Below are 17521 nucleotides of genomic sequence, written 5' to 3'. Positions count from 1 at the left end.
CCCTCGGACGAGGGCCCTGATGGGAGCGCAACATGCAACGACGCCCACTCGGCAAGACCGACATGCAGGTCTCGCGCCTGTGCCTCGGCACCATGACCTTCGGTGAGCAGAACAGCGAGCAGGAGGCCCACCAGCAGCTCGACCGTGCCGTCGACGCCGGGATCAACTTCATCGATACCGCAGAGATGTACCCGGTGCCGCCCAAGGCCGAGACCCAGGGGCGCACCGAAGCCTATATCGGCAGCTGGCTCCAGCAGCGCGGTCGTCGCGACGATCTGATCATCGCCAGCAAGGCCGCCGGTGCCGGCCGCGGCATGACCCATCTGCGCGGCGGGCCGCGCCACACCCGCGAGCAGATCCATCAGGCACTCGATGCCAGTCTGCAACGTCTGCAGACCGACTATCTCGACCTCTATCAGCTGCACTGGCCCGATCGCCACGTCAACTGCTTCGGAGAGCTCGGCTACTTGCCGGGTGACGACAGCGAGGCCACCCCGCTCGAGGAGACCCTGGGGGCGCTCAAGGAGGCCCTGGACGCCGGCAAGATTCGCGCCGTGGGGCTCTCAAACGATACACCGTGGGGCGTGATGCATTGCCTCCACCTCGCCGACACCCTGGGGCTGCCACGCGTGGCCAGCGTGCAGAACCCCTACAACCTGCTCAACCGCAGCTTCGAGGTCGGTCTGTCCGAAATCGCGCATCGCGAAGCGGTCGGCCTGCTGGCCTATTCACCGCTGGCCTTCGGCGTGCTCTCGGGCAAGTACCTGGATGGCCAGCGTCCGGCCGATGGCCGCCTGACGCTGTTCGAACGCTTCTCGCGCTATACATCCGACATCGCCCAGGAGGCGACCCGCGCCTATGTCGAGATCGCCCGCCGCCACGCCCTCGATCCGGCGCAGATGGCGCTGGCCTTCGTCACCGCGCAACCTTTCGTCACCAGCAATATCATCGGCGCCACTACGCTGACCCAGCTGGAATCCAACCTCGCCAGTGATCAGTTGACGCTCTCCGACGAGGTCATGGAGGAGATCGAAGCGGTGCACCGTCGCATCTCCAATCCCTGCCCCTGAACGCCCCGGGGCACTGACGCGGGCCGCTCTCAGGCGGAGATACCGTTCATGGCGGCCCGCGTCGCCCCCGTCATCGCCGCGCAGCCCTGCCGCTCGATAAGGAACCTACGCCATGCTCAGCATCATCTCTCCAGCCAAGACGCTGGACTTCGAGACCCCGGCAACCACCAGCGAGGTCACACGCCCCGACTATCTCGAACAGAGCCGCGAGCTCATCGAGATCCTGCGCGGCTACTCTCCCCAGCAGCTCTCCGAGCTGATGGGCATCAGCGACAAGCTGGCCGGGCTCAACGCGGCACGCTACGCCGAGTGGCAGACGCCGTTCACCCCGGACAACGCCAAGCCCGCCGCCCAGGCGTTCCAGGGCGATGTCTACGTGGGTCTGGACGCGGCCAGCTTCAGCGCCGCCGACAACGCCTTCGCCCAGTCGCACCTGCGCATCCTCTCCGGGCTCTACGGGCTGCTGCGACCCCTCGACCTGATCCAGCCCTATCGTCTGGAAATGGGCATCCGACTCGAGAACCCCGCCGGCAGGGATCTCTACGCCTACTGGCGTGAGCGGCTGACCCGCGACCTCGACGCGGCGATCGCCGAGAGTGGCAGCAATACCCTGGTCAATCTCGCCTCCAACGAGTACAGCAAGGCGGTCGACCTCAAGCGCCTGGCCGCCGATGTCGTCTCGCCGGTGTTCAAGGACGAGAAGAACGGTCAGTTCAAGATCATCAGCTTCTACGCCAAGAAGGCACGTGGCCTGATGGCCGCCTGGCTGATCCGCGAACGCGTCGAGTCACCCGCGGCACTGACCGATTTCGACGTCGCCGGCTATCGCTACGCGGCCGGGGAATCCAAGCCGGGCCAGCCGGTCTTCCTGCGCCATGAGCGCGATCGCGATTGAGTCGAGGATTCACGTCGGGCGCAGGCCCCGTTCAGCTCCCATTCATGCAATGCTGAGACAATGGGAGCAGTGACCGGGCCTCTCGCCTTCGGTTTCGACGACACCCGATTTCCCCTCAGGAGATATGCCATGCGCAACCTCTTCGTCATGCTGCTGGTCGGCATGCTCGGCATGACAGCCGCCGTGGAGCACGCCGAGGCCAAGCGCTTCGGCGGCGCCAAGAGCTTCGGCTCCTATTCGCGCTCGGCTCAACAGCCGGCCACGGCGCCCGCCCGCGGCAGCGCCACGACCCCGCCACGCCAACCGAGCCCGGGTCTGTCACGCTTCGCAGGTCCGCTGGCCGGCCTGCTCGCCGGCGGCCTGCTCGCCTCGCTGTTCTTCGGCGGCGCCTTCGACGGCATTCGCATGCTCGATCTACTGCTGATCGCCGTGGTGCTGTTCATCGCCTTCCGCTTCCTGGCAGCGCGGCGGCGACACGCTCACGCCAATGCCGGTGACGGTCACGCTGCTCAGCGCGAGCAACATGCCGCCCAGCCGATGCCGTTCTCGACTGGCGGTGCGGTCGGTGGTGCGGGTATCGCCAGCGAGCCGGAATGGTTCGACCGCGAGCGCTTCCTGGCCGGTGCCAAGGAGCACTTCATGACCCTGCAGCGAGCCTGGGACAACAACGACCTGGAACGTATTCAGGAGTATGTGACCCCCGAGCTCTACAATCTGCTCAAGGCAGAACGCATGGAACAGCCGGCCAACAACCGCACCGAGATCGTGCGTCTGTTCGTGGAGCTGGGCAGCGTGCAGGAACTCCAGGGCGAAGCGGAAGCCACAGTGCTGTTCCACGGCGTGCTGGAAGAGAATGGCGAAGAGACCGAGTTCAACGAGACCTGGCACCTCAAGCGCGCACTACGCGACGGCGCCCCCTGGTACGTTCAGGGTATCGAGCAGAACACCGCCAACTAACGCGCTATTCTGCACAACGAGTTCTACACAACGAAAAACCGGGCCCAAGGGCCCGGTTTTTTATTTACCGCTTTTTTGCTCACCACTCTGTCAGCGCTTTATGACAACCAGGGTTGTTTGCCTGCTTATCCACGTCGGCGCTGACGCCTGGCGTCAATTCTTGGCGTCTTCCGCCTTGTCCTGAATGTTGTCGCCGGCGTTTTCCATAGCCTGCCCGGCATCATCCACCGCATTGTCCACTGATTCACCCGCTTTCTCGGCCGGACCATCGTCGTTGTCGCAGGCTACGACGCCGAACGCCATCATGCCCAGCATCATCGCCATGGCCATCTTCTTCAGTAGATCAGAACGCATATCGACACTCCTTTGGATACGACTCCGTATATGACCCTCATAACATAGTCGGTAATGTTTACCTCAGCCAGCGTTCGCACACCCCTTCCCCATTTGCTCCGCGATAAGCCAGAAGATGCAGATCACTGTCGGCAAATGGCGTCAGTGCCGAGACCAATGAGCCCTCGACACCCATGACCCGGCCAGCCTCGGCCAACTATCCACAGGCGGTCACTGCGGGCTCTCGATAAAGGGGGTGGGGATAAGTTAAGAGCAGCGGGCCTGGGCCGCGTAGCGGGGAAAGGTTTCGAAGGATTCAGGTCCCATAAACGAGTGAACCCCAGTCTCTCTCGAGACTGGGGTTCGGTATCGATGCCTGACGATGCCCCGGGCGGCGCTCCGCTACTCTTCAGGGAGAGGCCCCTAAACGAATGAACCCCCGGCCTGAGCCGGGGGTTCGGTATAGGTGCCTGACGATGACCTACTCTCACATGGGGAGACCCCACACTACCATCGGCGCTAAGCGGTTTCACTTCTGAGTTCGGCATGGAATCAGGTGGTTCCCACTCGCTATGGTCGTCAGGCAAAACTGACGTCGACATGAACCTGTGACACGCTTTCACGCACCGGCTTCACATCGACCAATCTGGATCATGCTGATGATACGTCTCTTGCCTATCCGGCCATTGTCGCGATGTGATCGCCCGACCCAGACCCCTTGGGGTTATATGGTCAAGCCTCACGGGGCATTAGTACACGTTAGCTCAACGCCTTGCAGCGCTTCCACACCGTGCCTATCAACCAGCTCGTCTTGCTGGACCCTTTAGGAGACTCGAAGTCTCAGGGAGATCTCATCTTGAAGGGGGCTTCCCGCTTAGATGCCTTCAGCGGTTATCCCGTCCGCACATAGCTACCCGGCAGTGCCACTGGCGTGACAACCGGAACACCAGAGGTGCGTCCACTCCGGTCCTCTCGTACTAGGAGCAGCGCTTCTCAAATCTCCAACGCCCACGGCAGATAGGGACCGAACTGTCTCACGACGTTCTAAACCCAGCTCGCGTACCACTTTAAATGGCGAACAGCCATACCCTTGGGACCGACTTCAGCCCCAGGATGTGATGAGCCGACATCGAGGTGCCAAACACCGCCGTCGATGTGAACTCTTGGGCGGTATCAGCCTGTTATCCCCGGAGTACCTTTTATCCGTTGAGCGATGGCCCTTCCATACAGAACCACCGGATCACTAGAACCTACTTTCGTACCTGCTCGACGTGTCTGTCTCGCAGTTAAGCACCCTTATGCTCTTGCACTCAATGCACGATTTCCAACCGTGCTGAGGGTACCTTCGTGCTCCTCCGTTACTCTTTCGGAGGAGACCGCCCCAGTCAAACTACCCACCACACACTGTCCTTACACCGGATCACGGTGCGAAGTTAGAACGCCAATGATGCCAGGCTGGTATTTCAAGGTTGGCTCCACCGCAACTGGCGTCACGGTTTCCAAGCCTCCCAGCTATCCTACACAAGCAACATCAGCGTCCAGTGTGAAGCTATAGTAAAGGTTCACGGGGTCTTTCCGTCTAGCCGCGGGTACACAGCATCTTCACTGCGATTTCAATTTCACTGAGTCTCGGGTGGAGACAGCGTGGCCATCATTACGCCATTCGTGCAGGTCGGAACTTACCCGACAAGGAATTTCGCTACCTTAGGACCGTTATAGTTACGGCCGCCGTTTACCGGGGCTTCGATCAGGAGCTTCGCTTGCGCTAACACCATCAATTAACCTTCCGGCACCGGGCAGGCGTCACACCCTATACGTCCGCTTACGCGTTAGCAGAGTGCTGTGTTTTTAATAAACAGTTGCAGCCACCTGGTATCTTCGACCGGTTCGCGCTAGGAGAGCGAGTCTCTTCACGCTACGCCGGCGCACCTTCTCCCGAAGTTACGGTGCCATTTTGCCTAGTTCCTTCACCCGAGTTCTCTCAAGCGCCTTGGGATTCTCACCCTGACCACCTGTGTCGGTTTGGGGTACGGTCGCATGTGATCTGAAGCTTAGAGGCTTTTCCTGGAAGCGTGGCATCGATGACTTCCGGACCGTAGTCCGTTCGTCTCGTCTCTCGGCCTTGAGAGCCCGGATTTGCCTAAGCTCTCAGCCTACTGACTTTCACCAGGACAACCAACGCCTGGCTCACCTAGCCTTCTTCGTCCCCCCATCGCAATCACATCCGGTACGGGAATATTGACCCGTTTCCCATCGACTACGCTTTTCAGCCTCGCCTTAGGGGCCGACTCACTCTGCTCCGATTGACGTAGAACAGAAACCCTTGGTCTTCCGGCGGGGGAGGTTTTCACTCCCCTTGTCGTTACTCATGTCAGCATTCGCACTCGTGATACCTCCAGCATGCTTCTCAACACACCTTCGCAGGCTTACACGACGCTCCTCTACCGCTCATCCTGAGGATGAACCCGTAGCTTCGGCATCTGGTTTGAGCCCCGTTACATCTTCCGCGCAGGCCGACTCGACTAGTGAGCTATTACGCTTTCTTTAAAGGATGGCTGCTTCTAAGCCAACCTCCTAGCTGTCTATGCCTTCCCACATCGTTTCCCACTTAACCAGAATTTGGGGGCCTTAGCTGACGGTCTGGGTTGTTTCCCTTTTCACGACGGACGTTAGCACCCGCCGTGTGTCTCCCACGCTCTACTCACCGGTATTCGGAGTTTGCCTCGGGTTGGTAACCCGGGATGGGCCCCTAGCCGAAACAGTGCTCTACCCCCGGCGGTAATACGTGAGGCGCTACCTAAATAGCTTTCGAGGAGAACCAGCTATCTCCGAGCTTGATTAGCCTTTCACTCCGATCCACAGCTCATCCGAATCTTTTTCAACAGATCCCGGTTCGGGCCTCCAGTCAGTGTTACCTGACCTTCACCCTGGCCATGGATAGATCGCCCGGTTTCGGGTCTATATCCAGCGACTGGTCGCCCAGTTAAGACTCGATTTCTCTACGCCTCCCCTATACGGTTAAGCTCGCCACTGAATATAAGTCGCTGACCCATTATACAAAAGGTACGCGGTCACAGAACGTGTCTGCTCCCACTGCTTGTACGCACACGGTTTCAGGATCTATTTCACTCCCCTCTCCGGGGTTCTTTTCGCCTTTCCCTCACGGTACTGGTTCACTATCGGTCAGCCAGGAGTATTTAGCCTTGGAGGATGGTCCCCCCATGTTCAGTCAAGGTTTCACGTGCCCCGACCTACTCGATTTCACAGGATCAGGTTTTCGACTACGGGGCTATCACCCGCTATGGCCGGACTTTCCAGACCGTTCGTCTAACCAGTCACCTGCTTAAGGGCTACTCCCCGTTCGCTCGCCGCTACTGGGGGAATCTCGGTTGATTTCTTTTCCTCGGGGTACTTAGATGTTTCAGTTCCCCCGGTTCGCTTCCCAACACCTATGGATTCAGTGTGGGATACCCAGCTTATGCTGGGTGGGTTTCCCCATTCGGACATGCCCGGGTCACAGGTTGTTTGCCACCTCACCGAGCCTTTTCGCAGGCTACAACGTCCTTCATCGCCTCTGGCTGCCAAGGCATCCACCGTGTGCGCTTAATCGCTTGACCATATAACCCGAAGGAGTCTGGTCGCGCGATCACAACGACAATTGCCGGATACGCTTGAGACGTATCACTTTTCGTTCCTCTCTTGCGAGAAGAACTGTCAGCATGATCCACATTGTTAAAGAGCGTTTAGAGCAGAAGCTCTAAGCGATCGACTCGGTCACGGCGTTAGCGACGAAGCGGATGGCTTAGAACTCGATGACTGTGTGGCGTGTGCCAACGGGGAAAGATTTGGTGGAGCCAAGCGGGATCGAAGTCGTGCGCGACCCCGGTCTGACCACCTGACGTGCAAGGCAGGCGCTCTACCAGCTGAGCTTCTTCAGCACTTTCCGAAGACAGTGGTGGAGCCAAGCGGGATCGAACCGCTGACCTCCTGCGTGCAAGGCAGGCGCTCTCCCAGCTGAGCTATGGCCCCAGACAATCCAGCTATCTGGATAATTTTCGTCATGACAAGGCGTTTCACGGTGACGCATAGCCTGCTATGCGAGCCGGGAAACAACGCGGTCATGGCGTAAATTTGGTGGGTCTGGGCCGATTTGAACGGCCGACCTCACCCTTATCAGGGGTGCGCTCTAACCAACTGAGCTACAGACCCAAACAGTCATTGCTCTTGGTCGATCAGGTAATTGATTGTGAGCGCTTATCTCGCGATCCGCTAATCGTTTAAGGAGGTGATCCAGCCGCAGGTTCCCCTACGGCTACCTTGTTACGACTTCACCCCAGTCATGAACCACACCGTGGTGATCGCTCCCCCGAAGGTTAAGCTAACCACTTCTGGTGCAGTCCACTCCCATGGTGTGACGGGCGGTGTGTACAAGGCCCGGGAACGTATTCACCGTGACATTCTGATTCACGATTACTAGCGATTCCGACTTCACGGAGTCGAGTTGCAGACTCCGATCCGGACTGAGGCCGGCTTTCTGGGATTCGCTCCACCTCGCGGTCTCGCAACCCTTTGTACCGGCCATTGTAGCACGTGTGTAGCCCTACCCGTAAGGGCCATGATGACTTGACGTCGTCCCCACCTTCCTCCGGTTTGTCACCGGCAGTCTCCCTAGAGTTCCCGACCGAATCGCTGGCAAATAGGGACAAGGGTTGCGCTCGTTACGGGACTTAACCCAACATTTCACAACACGAGCTGACGACAGCCATGCAGCACCTGTCTCAGAGCTCCCGAAGGCACCAAGGCATCTCTGCCAAGTTCTCTGGATGTCAAGGGTAGGTAAGGTTCTTCGCGTTGCATCGAATTAAACCACATGCTCCACCGCTTGTGCGGGCCCCCGTCAATTCATTTGAGTTTTAACCTTGCGGCCGTACTCCCCAGGCGGTCGACTTATCGCGTTAACTGCGCCACTAAGTCCTTAAAGGTCCCAACGGCTAGTCGACATCGTTTACGGCGTGGACTACCAGGGTATCTAATCCTGTTTGCTACCCACGCTTTCGCACCTCAGTGTCAGTGTCAGGCCAGAAGGCCGCCTTCGCCACTGGTATTCCTCCCGATCTCTACGCATTTCACCGCTACACCGGGAATTCTACCTTCCTCTCCTGCACTCTAGTCTGGCCGTTCCGGATGCCGTTCCCAGGTTGAGCCCGGGGCTTTCACAACCGGCGTGCCAAACCACCTACGCGCGCTTTACGCCCAGTAATTCCGATTAACGCTCGCACCCTCCGTATTACCGCGGCTGCTGGCACGGAGTTAGCCGGTGCTTCTTCTGCGAGTGATGTCCTTCTTGACGGGTATTAGCCGCCAAGCTTTCTTCCTCGCTGAAAGTGCTTTACAACCCGAGGGCCTTCTTCACACACGCGGCATGGCTGGATCAGGCTTGCGCCCATTGTCCAATATTCCCCACTGCTGCCTCCCGTAGGAGTCTGGGCCGTGTCTCAGTCCCAGTGTGGCTGATCATCCTCTCAGACCAGCTACGGATCGTCGCCTTGGTGAGCCATTACCTCACCAACCAGCTAATCCGACATAGGCTCATCCGATAGCGCAAGGTCCGAAGAGCCCCTGCTTTCTCCCGTAGGACGTATGCGGTATTAGCCTGGGTTTCCCCAGGTTATCCCCCACTACCGGGCAGATTCCTATGCATTACTCACCCGTCCGCCGCTCGCCACCAGGGAGCAAGCTCCCCGTGCTGCCGCTCGACTTGCATGTGTTAGGCCTGCCGCCAGCGTTCAATCTGAGCCATGATCAAACTCTTCAGTTAAAAGTCTGATAGTCCTTACCTCTTCTCTGCCCGAAGACAGAAGAAGCGAAGCGGACCAAACTTGGTTCAAGGTCAAACGAATCTTAGACGAGTCGCTTGCCTTGATATGCTGTGACTGGCGTCACGCAAGACAAGCGCCCACATCAATTACCTGATCGATTGTTAAAGAGCGTCCTTACTTGAAGTCTCGTCTCACGCAGAGTGTCGAGCCTTCTGCCGTGACCCGAAAGTGACTCAAGTGCTTGTCAGCGCTTGCTTTCTGGGTCGCCGTAAGGAGAGGCGTATTTTAAGGATCTTGGCGAAGATGTCAACGTCTTTCTTGTCGACCCTTGCCCGGTTCACGTTGCCGCCTGAGAACCGATCCTGGAAAAGCGAGGCGCGTATTCTGCTACCTCCGCGGCTAAGTGTCAATCGATTTTTTTCAATCTTTTCAACAGCTTAGCTAGCTTTTCCACCAACCCCGAGAACCTGTCTCGGCGTCAGCGGATGCGTACTTTACGGATCCACCCCGGACTTGGCAAGGGGAAATCTCGAAAAAGTGTCAGCGCATTCCGCTACTGGCACTACAGGCCTCGTATGACGGGGCTTGCGACAGATAGCCCTTACAGTCAAAGGTCAGCGCCGCGTGATCGACAGCACGATATTATACTTCGGCTGTCGTGAACGGCCGCCGTTGCCCAGGGGTAGGCGTTGCTTCACGTCCGGGCCACGGCATAGTGGATAACATCATTGCCATTCGAGGGAGTCGCACGTGCCGCCATCGCCCCTACGCCAGCCGCGTCTGGCCGACGTCATCACCCAGCGTCTGGAGACGCTGATTCTGGAGGGCAGCCTAAAGGCCGGCCATCGCCTGCCGTCGGAGCGTGAGCTCGCCGAGCGTTTCGGCGTCTCGCGCCCGTCGCTGCGCGAGGCGATCCAGAAGCTCTCGGCCCGCGGCTTGCTCACCAGCCGCCAGGGCGGCGGTACCTATGTCAGCGAGCGGCTCAGCGACAGCTATGGCGACCCGATCATCGAGATGCTGTCGCGCCACGATGAGTTCTATCTCGATGTGCTCGAGTTCCGCGATGCCATGGAGGGGATCACCGCCTACCACGCAGCGATGCGCGCGACCCCGGCGGACAAGGAGATGCTGCAGCAGCGCTTCCAGGCCCTGCGCGACAGCTACGCCGACCCCAGCCAACAGGGCGACGCCCTGCGCGAGGCCAGGGCGGATGCCGCGTTCCATCTGGCGATCGCCGAGACGGCACACAATGTGCTGATGCTGCACACCATTCGTGGGCTGTTCCAGCTACTGGAGAAGAGTATCGTCGCCAACCTGGCGCATCTGTTCGAGCGTCCCGATGCGCGCAGCCTGCTACTGGATCAGCACCGGGCGCTGCTAGAGGCGATTCTGGAAGGTCGCGCCGAAGATGCCCGGCATCTCGCCCACGAGCATCTCGGCTACGTCAAGGAGGGGTTGATGGAGATGCAGCGCGCCGAATTCCGCGCCCAGCGCGCCGAGCGACGCACCCAGCTACTCAAGGGTACGCCGCCACGCTGATCACTCGCCGCTGAGGTGACGATCCTTGAGCTTGACGTAGTTGCCCGCGGTATAGGCGAAGAACTCACGCTCCTCGGGCTTGAGCGGGCGCAGGGGCTTGGCCGGGTTGCCGGCATAGACATGCCCGCTCGCCAGCGTCTTGCCCGGCGGCACCAGGGCGCCGGCGGCGATGATCACCTCGGACTCGACCACGGCGCCGTCGAGCACGATGGCGCCCATGCCGACCAGCACCCGATCGCCCACGCGGCAGCCGTGCAGCGTTGCCTGATGCCCCACGGTCACCTCATCGCCGATGATCAGCGGATGTCCGCCGGGGTTGTAGTCGCTGGCATGGGTGCAGTGCAGCACACAGCCGTCCTGCACGCTGGTGCGCGCGCCGATGCGGATGCGATGGACATCGCCGCGAATCACCGCCATCGGCCACACCGAACTGTCGTCACCCAAGGCCACATCGCCGAGCACCACACTGGTCTCATCGATGAAGACCCGCTCGCCCAGACTCGGGCCGATGCCCTGATAGGTTCTCACTGCCATGGATGAAATGCCTCCCTTCGTTCGACGCCGCCCGGCGTCGATGGTCATGGATCGTCTCTATATCAGGCTCGACAACAGCACCACCGCCGTCAACGGGATCGAGACATAGCGCACCACGCCGCGCCACAGCCGGAACCCCGCCGTCGGCGCGCCCAGCGCCGAGGCCGCGGCTTCGGGCAACATGCGCCAGGCGGCGAAGATCGCGATCAGCAGCCCGCCGATGGGCAGGAAGATATCCGGCGGCACCGTGGATACCAGGGCGAAGAAGTTCATCTCGCCGATCCAGTGCACGTCGGCCAGGGTCGAGAATGACAGCACCGAGAGCAGACCCACACCCCACACCAGCGCACCGATCAGCAGCGCCGCCCGCCCACGGCGCCAGCCGGCGCCGATCAGCATCGCCACCATCGGCTCGGCCAGATTGATCGAGGAGGTCCAGGTCGCCACCAGCAGCAGCAGGAAGAAGGCCCCCAGCCAGATCTGCCCACCCGGGAGCTCGCTGAAGGCGATCGGCAGCGTCACGAACATCAGCCCCGGCCCCTCGGTCGGATCGAGACCGTGGGTGAACACCACCGAGAAGATGGCGATACCCGAGAGCAGCGCCACCGCGATATCCAGCAGGGCCACTGCGCACACCGCCCGCGGCAGACTCTGCTCTTCGGGCATGTAGGCGCCATAGGCCATTAGCGCACAGGCCCCCACGGCAAGGGTGAAGAAGGCGTGCCCCATGGCGTTGAGCACCACCTGGAGATCGATCGCCGCCGGATTGGGCGTGAACAGCCAAGCCATCGCCGCGCCGAAGCCGGCGGTGGTGACGGCGTAGCCGCCGAGCACGATCAGGATCACGTAGAGCAGCGGCATCATCACGTTGTTGAGCTTCTCCAGCCCGTTGCTGACCCCGGCGGCGACCACCGACATGGTCAGCAACATGAACAGCGTGTGATTGAAGGTCATGCGCAGCGGATCGGCGAGGAAGGCGTCGAAGGCCGAGCCGATCTGTGCCGGCGTACGCTCGACGAAGCCACCATTAACCGCGTCGACCAGATACTCGATCGACCAGCCGGAGACCACCGAGTAGAACGAGAGGATGAAGAAGACGGTGAGCGCCCCGAACAGCCCGAGCCAGCGCCAGTGCGGGCTGACCCCGGCCTCGCTGGCGAGATACGCCAGCGCCTGCATCGGGCTGCGCCGGCCGGCACGCCCGATCAGGATCTCCGCCATCATCATCGGCAGGCCCAGCACCACCACGAACAGGATGTAGAGCAGCAGAAAGGCCGAGCCGCCGTTCTCCCCGGTCATGTAGGGGAAGCGCCAGATATTGCCCAGCCCCACCGCGGCGCCGGTCACCGCCAGAATGAAAGCACGGCGTGAGTGCCAGCGCTCCAGGGTTTCGTTCATCGTCTCGTCACCTTCTATCTTGGCGGGGCGCCGTCGCTACAGGACCGTCTTCACGTGGCCATCGTCACGGAGAAAGGAAGCGAGCCTATCAGGGCTCACCGTCACGGCCAATCCTGGCATCGCACGGGCAAGGCCCTGCCGATCGGCAGACTGGCCAGCGCGTTGAAAGGCACGGCCATCCCCCCCATATACTGTGGCATCGATTCTTCGTCCGAGGTGATCATGTCGCACAATCCGCTGCTCGACTCCAACACGCTGCCGCCGTTCGAGGCGATCCGCCCCGAGCATGCCGTTCCCGCGGTCGAGAAGATCATCGCCGACAACCGCGCCGCGATCGACACCCTGGCCAATCAGCAGGCGCCTACCTGGGACTCCCTCGCCGCACCGTTGGAGGCGCTCGACGACCGTCTCTCCCAGGCTTTCTCGCCGGTGTCGCACCTCAACTCGACGATGAACAGCGACGCCCTGCGCGACGCCTATCAGCAGTGTCTGGCGCTGCTCTCGGAGTACAGCACCTGGGTCGGCCAGCACACCGCGCTGTTCCAGGCCTTCGAACGCCTGGCCCAGAGCGAGGATTTCTCTGCGCTTGACGAGGCCCAGCGCAAGGCGGTCGACAACACCCTGCGCAACTTCCGCCTCGCCGGTGTTGACCTGCCCAGCGAGCAGAAGCGCCGCTACGGCGAGATCCAGGCACGCCTCTCCGAGCTGGGCAATACCTTCTCCAACCAGCTGCTCGATGCCACCCAGGCGTGGCACAAGACGCTGCCCGACGCCTCGCGCCTGGCCGGCCTGCCGGAGAGCGCGCTGGAGATGCTGGCCGCCAACGCCGAGGCCAAGGGCGAAACGGGCTATCGCATCACCCTCGATGTGCCCTGCTTTCTGCCGATCATGACCTTCGCCGAGGATCGCGAACTGCGCCAGGAGGTCTACACCGCCTACGTCACCCGCGCCTCCGACCAGGGCCCCAACGCCGGCGCCAACGACAACGCCCCGGTGATCGAGGAGATCCTGGCGCTGCGTCATGAGCTGGCTCAGCTACTCGGCTTCGCCACCTACGCCGACTACTCGCTGGAGACCAAGATGGCCGAGTCTCCCGACCAGGTCCTGGGCTTTCTCGACGATCTCGCCGAGCGTGCCCTGCCCCAGGCGCGGCGGGATATCGGCGAGCTCCAGACCTATGCCCGCGACACCCTCGGCATGGGCGAACTGGCCCCCTGGGACATCGGCTTCGTCAGCGAGAAGCTGCGCCAGGCGCGCTATGACATCTCCCAAGAGCAGCTGCGCCCCTACTTCCCCGCGCCGCGGGCGGTGGACGGCCTGTTCCGCGTGGTCGGCAAGCTCTACGGCATCCGCATGACCGAGAATCCCGAGGCTCCGCGCTACCACCCGGACGTGCGCTACTTCGACGTGCTCGACGGCGACACCCCGATCGCCGGCTTCTACCTCGACCTCTACGCCCGGGAAGGCAAGCGCGGTGGCGCCTGGATGGACGTCTGCCGCACCCGGCGCCAGCGCGAGGATGGTTCGCTGCAGCTGCCGGTCGCCTACCTGACCTGCAACTTCACCCCGCCGGTCGGCGGCAAGCCGGCGCTGTTGACCCACGACGAGGTGCTGACACTGTTCCATGAGTTCGGTCACGGCCTGCACCACATGCTGACCCGGCAGACGGTGGCCGACGTCTCCGGCATCAGCGGCGTAGCCTGGGACGCAGTCGAACTGCCCAGCCAGTTCATGGAGAACTTCTGCTGGGAGCGCGAGGGGCTCGACTTGATCGCCGGCCACGTCGACAGCGGCGACAAGCTGCCGGATGCACTGCTCGACAAACTGCAGGCAGCGCGCAACTTCCAGTCGGCGATGCAGATGATGCGCCAGCTGGAGTTCTCGATGTTCGATCTGCGCCTGCACCACGAGCTCGCCACCCCCAGCGCCGCCGACGTGCAGGCACTGCTCGATGGCGTGCGCGCCCAGGTGTCGGTGGTCCCCAGCGTCGACTTCAACCGCTTCCAGAACGGCTTCTCGCATATCTTTGCCGGCGGCTACGCCGCGGGCTACTACAGCTACAAGTGGGCCGAAGTGCTCTCGGCGGACGCCTACAGCGCCTTCGAGGAGGCCGGCATCTTCGACGCCGAGACCGGCCAGCGCTTCCGCAGCGAGATCCTAGAGCGCGGCGGCTCGCGCGATGCCGCCGAGCTGTTCAAGGCGTTCCGCGGCCGCGAGCCGAGCATCGAGCCGCTGCTGCGCCATACCGGCATCGAACCGCGCGACGCCGCCTGACGGACGGCGCCGAAACGCACCCAGGGGCGGGCAGGCGAACCCTGCCCGCCCATCAGCGAGGTCAGCCATGACACACACACCCAAACGCTTCATCGCCGGCGCCATCTGCCCGCGCTGTGCGGCCATGGATCGCATACGCAGCTGGGAGCAGAACGGTATCCGCTACCGCGACTGCGTCAGCTGCGACTTCTTCGAGCAGCTGCCGGTGGAGGACAGCGCGCAGGACGAACTGCCAACCCGGGTCAATCAGCCCCGCGAGACCCAGAAGCCCGCGCGCGAAGAGATCAGTACAGTGAAGATCATCGATCCCGGTACCCGCCACTAGGCACCACCTGAAAAGGACTGCGCTCGCCCTCGCGGCGTTAAAAATCGGCTCAAAATGCTCATTTACACCCCGTAAACTGGAGCGCCAGCCCGGTCCCTTTTCGCCGATTTTTTCCTTAGCTGCGCGCCCCGGCCTTGCCTTCGCTCGTCGACTTTTCAGACAGCACCTAGTCTCTATCGAATCCAAGCCGCCTCATCCCGCTGCGACGACCTGGGCCATCAGCTGGCGCAGGTCGTCACCGCGCCAGGTGGGCACCTGCTCCAGCGCCGGGTCCATCGCCTTGCCCGGGCGCGCCACGAAGGCGGTACGCATGCCCACCGCCTGGGCACCGATCAGATCCCAGCCGTGGGCCGCCACCATGACCATCTCCTCGGGCGCGACCGCCCAGTGCGCCGCCGCCGCGCGATAGGGCTCCGGCGCCGGCTTGTAACGCGCGACCCGATCGACGCTGAGAATGGCATCGAAATAGGCCGCCAGACCCGCCTGGGATAACTGATGCTGCGCCGCCTCGCTGGCACTATTGGTCAGCGCGGTGAGGGTGTGCCCCTGCTGGCGCAGCCGGGCCAGCGCCTCGACGGCGTCGGCGTGCGCCGGCATGGCCAGCACGCCGTCGACCAGCGCCTGCTCGTCGGCGGGCGTGATCGCGACCCCGTGCTTGGCCCCGAGCTGGCGCAGCGCACTCCTGGCCAGCTCGGCGAAGGGCGCGAAACGTCCGACCAGATTGGCGGTCATCCAGGTTTCCTGCAGGATCAGGAACCACTCGCCACGGCGCGCCTCGGTGCCGAACCAGCGCATGAACAGCGGGTCAAGCGCGGCGGTATCGAGCAGCGTTTCATTGACGTCGAAGACCAGATGCATGGGGCCTCTCCCTTGGGTGGTTGGCCCCTCAGTGTAGAACGCGATGCCCCGCGGCGCGGGAACCTAGCGCCCCCATCCCAGCCCATGTGTCAGCACCTCTCGCAGCACCGCCAGCGGCGGCAACCAGGCGATCAGATGCACCGAGGTGAGCAGCAGCATCAGCGAGCTGCCGGGGGCCTTCCAATCGAACGGTTTGAGCGCAGTGCCGAAGGAGCGCTTGAACCGCGCCCCGGTGAGATCGACGCTGTAGAGTTCGTCCAGCGCCAGGTGGATGAGAAAGCCGAGCGTCAGCGCCAGGCCGTGAAGCCAAGCCAGGCGGGCCGGCTGGCCGAGCAGGGTGAAACTTGCCGCCGCCGTCGCCAACCCGCTGAGCACCGCTGCCAGCAGCGAGTGCCACAGCCCGCGATGCACGGTGAAGCGGGCGAACAGCGCGCTGGCCAGATAGCGCACCGCCAGATAGGTCGCGCCGCAGGCGGCGAACAGTTGCGCCGGCGTGACCCGATGCTGCAGCAGCAGCACCGCCACGACGATGGCGATCAGCGCCAGGATCTGGAAGATCAGGCGCACCGCCCGGGAGTTGTCGGCGTCGATATCGGGCAGAATGCCGCCGAAGGTCACCAGCCCGGCGATCGCCGCCGCCTGCCATAGCCCGTAGAGCGACGCCTGCCACCCCGCCTGGGAGGCTATCAGCCCTCCCACGCTGGCGACCCCGAAGTGGGTGCGAAAGTTGGCCATCGGTGCCGCCGCTCCAAGACTGGATAAATAGCCAGATTATGCGGCTTGCGGCCTATGGAAAACAATAGCTTAGACGGCGGCGTTTCGGACATCAGCGATACCGCGCCGATGCGGCATGAGCCCCCGATACAATACGGCCCCGCCGAAGCGGGGCCGTGTGGGGAGCCGCAGCCGCGCAACGCCGCGTTACTCGATCACGCCGCAGGCGACACGCGCCCCGCCGCCACCCAGCTTGGGCTGATCGCTGTAGTTGTCGCCGCCTGAGTGGATAACGAAGGCATGACCGGAGAGGTCGGCTTCGCTCAGGCGCGGCGCCAGCACCGGGGTGGTGGCGTTGCCCTCGGCATCCACCGCCAGCACCGGCAGATCCCCCAGATGGCCGGCATCGCTATAGGGCCCCTGGTGAGAGTCGGTCTGCTCGGGGTCGAAGTGGCCGCCCGCGGTCCCCGCCGGGGTCACCTTGCCGTCACTCTCGCTGGGATCGCAGCTGGGGTTGGTGTGCAGATGGAAACCGTGAATGCCGGGTTCGAGACCGGAAAGATCCGGCGTCAACAGCAGCCCATAATCGGTATCCCTGGCCGTGATGGTGCCCATGGACTCCCCCACCCCCTGGGTGGAGACGCTGTGCATGTCGACCTGCGTATCGGCCTGTGCCAGCCCCGCCAGCGTCAGCAGAATACCCACGCCCAGGGCGCTCGCTATCGTCCGTTGCATCGTTCACCTCCTCTCGACCATGGTGTCCGGCACGGGCCAGCCCATTGCTCGCCCGCCGCTCTCACCCTAG

12 protein-coding genes, 2 tRNA genes and 3 rRNA genes are annotated in these 17521 nt (G+C 62.3%); 6 read left to right on the top strand and 11 right to left on the bottom strand.

All coding sequences use genetic code 11. The features are described from left to right. Nucleotides 1-32 precede the first annotated feature (32 nt). From ABV408_RS03805 to ABV408_RS03795, 3 genes are all read left to right on the top strand, one after another. Nucleotides 33-1070, top strand: a complete 1038-nt coding sequence (locus tag ABV408_RS03805; protein WP_353981138.1) for an NADP(H)-dependent aldo-keto reductase — start codon at nt 33-35, stop codon at nt 1068-1070. 112 nt (nt 1071-1182) lie between these two features. Next, nucleotides 1183-1965, top strand: coding sequence for a peroxide stress protein YaaA (gene yaaA / locus ABV408_RS03800; RefSeq protein ID WP_353981137.1), 783 nt, complete (start codon nt 1183-1185; stop codon nt 1963-1965). Between the two features lie 129 nt (nt 1966-2094). Then, nucleotides 2095-2922, top strand: coding sequence for a TIM44-like domain-containing protein (locus ABV408_RS03795; protein ID WP_353981136.1), 828 nt, complete (start codon nt 2095-2097; stop codon nt 2920-2922). Nucleotides 2923-3075: 153 nt separating this feature from the next. Here the strand turns inward: ABV408_RS03795 and ABV408_RS03790 are convergent, their stop codons facing one another. The 6 genes from ABV408_RS03790 to ABV408_RS03765 all read right to left on the bottom strand — a co-directional run bounded on the left by ABV408_RS03790 (nt 3076) and on the right by ABV408_RS03765 (nt 9073). Continuing rightward, nucleotides 3076-3276, bottom strand: a complete 201-nt coding sequence (locus ABV408_RS03790) for a hypothetical protein (protein WP_207031759.1) — start codon at nt 3274-3276, stop codon at nt 3076-3078. Nucleotides 3277-3723: 447 nt separating this feature from the next. Continuing rightward, nucleotides 3724-3839: ribosomal RNA gene (gene rrf / locus ABV408_RS03785) — 5S ribosomal RNA — on the bottom strand. A gap of 144 nt (nt 3840-3983) precedes the next feature. Further along, nucleotides 3984-6872: ribosomal RNA gene (locus ABV408_RS03780) — 23S ribosomal RNA — on the bottom strand. A gap of 336 nt (nt 6873-7208) precedes the next feature. Next, nucleotides 7209-7284 (bottom strand) — tRNA-Ala (locus ABV408_RS03775). Nucleotides 7285-7387: 103 nt separating this feature from the next. Then, nucleotides 7388-7464: transfer RNA gene (locus ABV408_RS03770), tRNA-Ile, on the bottom strand. Between the two features lie 69 nt (nt 7465-7533). Then, a 16S ribosomal RNA gene (locus ABV408_RS03765) occupies nt 7534-9073 on the bottom strand. The 16S, 23S and 5S rRNA genes sit together here with 2 tRNA genes alongside, the layout of an rRNA operon. Nucleotides 9074-9824: 751 nt before the next feature. On the opposite strand from ABV408_RS03765, the gene ABV408_RS03760 reads away from it, so the two are divergent. Next, nucleotides 9825-10613: a GntR family transcriptional regulator gene (locus ABV408_RS03760; RefSeq protein WP_353981135.1), complete on the top strand. Its 789-nt coding sequence runs from the start codon at nt 9825-9827 to the stop codon at nt 10611-10613. Here ABV408_RS03760 and ABV408_RS03755 read toward each other — a convergent pair whose 3' ends face one another. Continuing rightward, on the bottom strand, nt 10614-11147 hold the full coding sequence (locus tag ABV408_RS03755) for a gamma carbonic anhydrase family protein (protein ID WP_353981134.1): 534 nt from the start codon (nt 11145-11147) through the stop codon (nt 10614-10616). Between the two features lie 57 nt (nt 11148-11204). Then, entirely contained in the window at nt 11205-12545 is a 1341-nt protein-coding gene (locus ABV408_RS03750; RefSeq protein ID WP_353981133.1) for a sodium-dependent transporter, read from the bottom strand. 222 nt (nt 12546-12767) lie between these two features. Here ABV408_RS03750 and prlC point away from each other — a divergent pair, with 222 nt between their 5' ends. Beyond that, the gene (prlC, locus tag ABV408_RS03745; RefSeq protein ID WP_353981132.1) at nt 12768-14819 is read left to right on the top strand and encodes an oligopeptidase A; all 2052 of its coding nucleotides are present in this window, start codon (nt 12768-12770) and stop codon (nt 14817-14819) included. A gap of 67 nt (nt 14820-14886) precedes the next feature. Further along, nucleotides 14887-15144 (top strand): YheV family putative zinc ribbon protein, encoded by a 258-nt coding sequence (locus ABV408_RS03740; RefSeq protein ID WP_106418603.1) that lies wholly within the window; start codon nt 14887-14889, stop codon nt 15142-15144. Nucleotides 15145-15336: 192 nt separating this feature from the next. Here the strand turns inward: ABV408_RS03740 and ABV408_RS03735 are convergent, their stop codons facing one another. The 3 genes from ABV408_RS03735 to sodC form a co-directional block, all read right to left on the bottom strand. Next, nucleotides 15337-16002: a haloacid dehalogenase type II gene (locus ABV408_RS03735; protein ID WP_353981131.1), complete on the bottom strand. Its 666-nt coding sequence runs from the start codon at nt 16000-16002 to the stop codon at nt 15337-15339. 63 nt (nt 16003-16065) lie between these two features. Beyond that, on the bottom strand, nt 16066-16737 hold the full coding sequence (locus tag ABV408_RS03730; protein WP_353981130.1) for a metal-dependent hydrolase: 672 nt from the start codon (nt 16735-16737) through the stop codon (nt 16066-16068). 186 nt (nt 16738-16923) lie between these two features. Further along, a complete protein-coding gene (gene sodC / locus ABV408_RS03725) occupies nt 16924-17451 on the bottom strand; it encodes a superoxide dismutase [Cu-Zn] SodC (RefSeq protein ID WP_353981129.1) in 528 nt (175 codons plus the stop codon). Nucleotides 17452-17521 lie beyond the last annotated feature (70 nt).

Origin of the sequence: Salinicola endophyticus (assembly GCF_040536835.1) — a bacterium.
GTDB lineage: Bacteria > Pseudomonadota > Gammaproteobacteria > Pseudomonadales > Halomonadaceae > Salinicola > Salinicola endophyticus_A.
The sequence above is the reverse complement of the archived record's forward strand: the minus strand, read 5'-3'. Positions and strand labels throughout refer to the sequence as shown.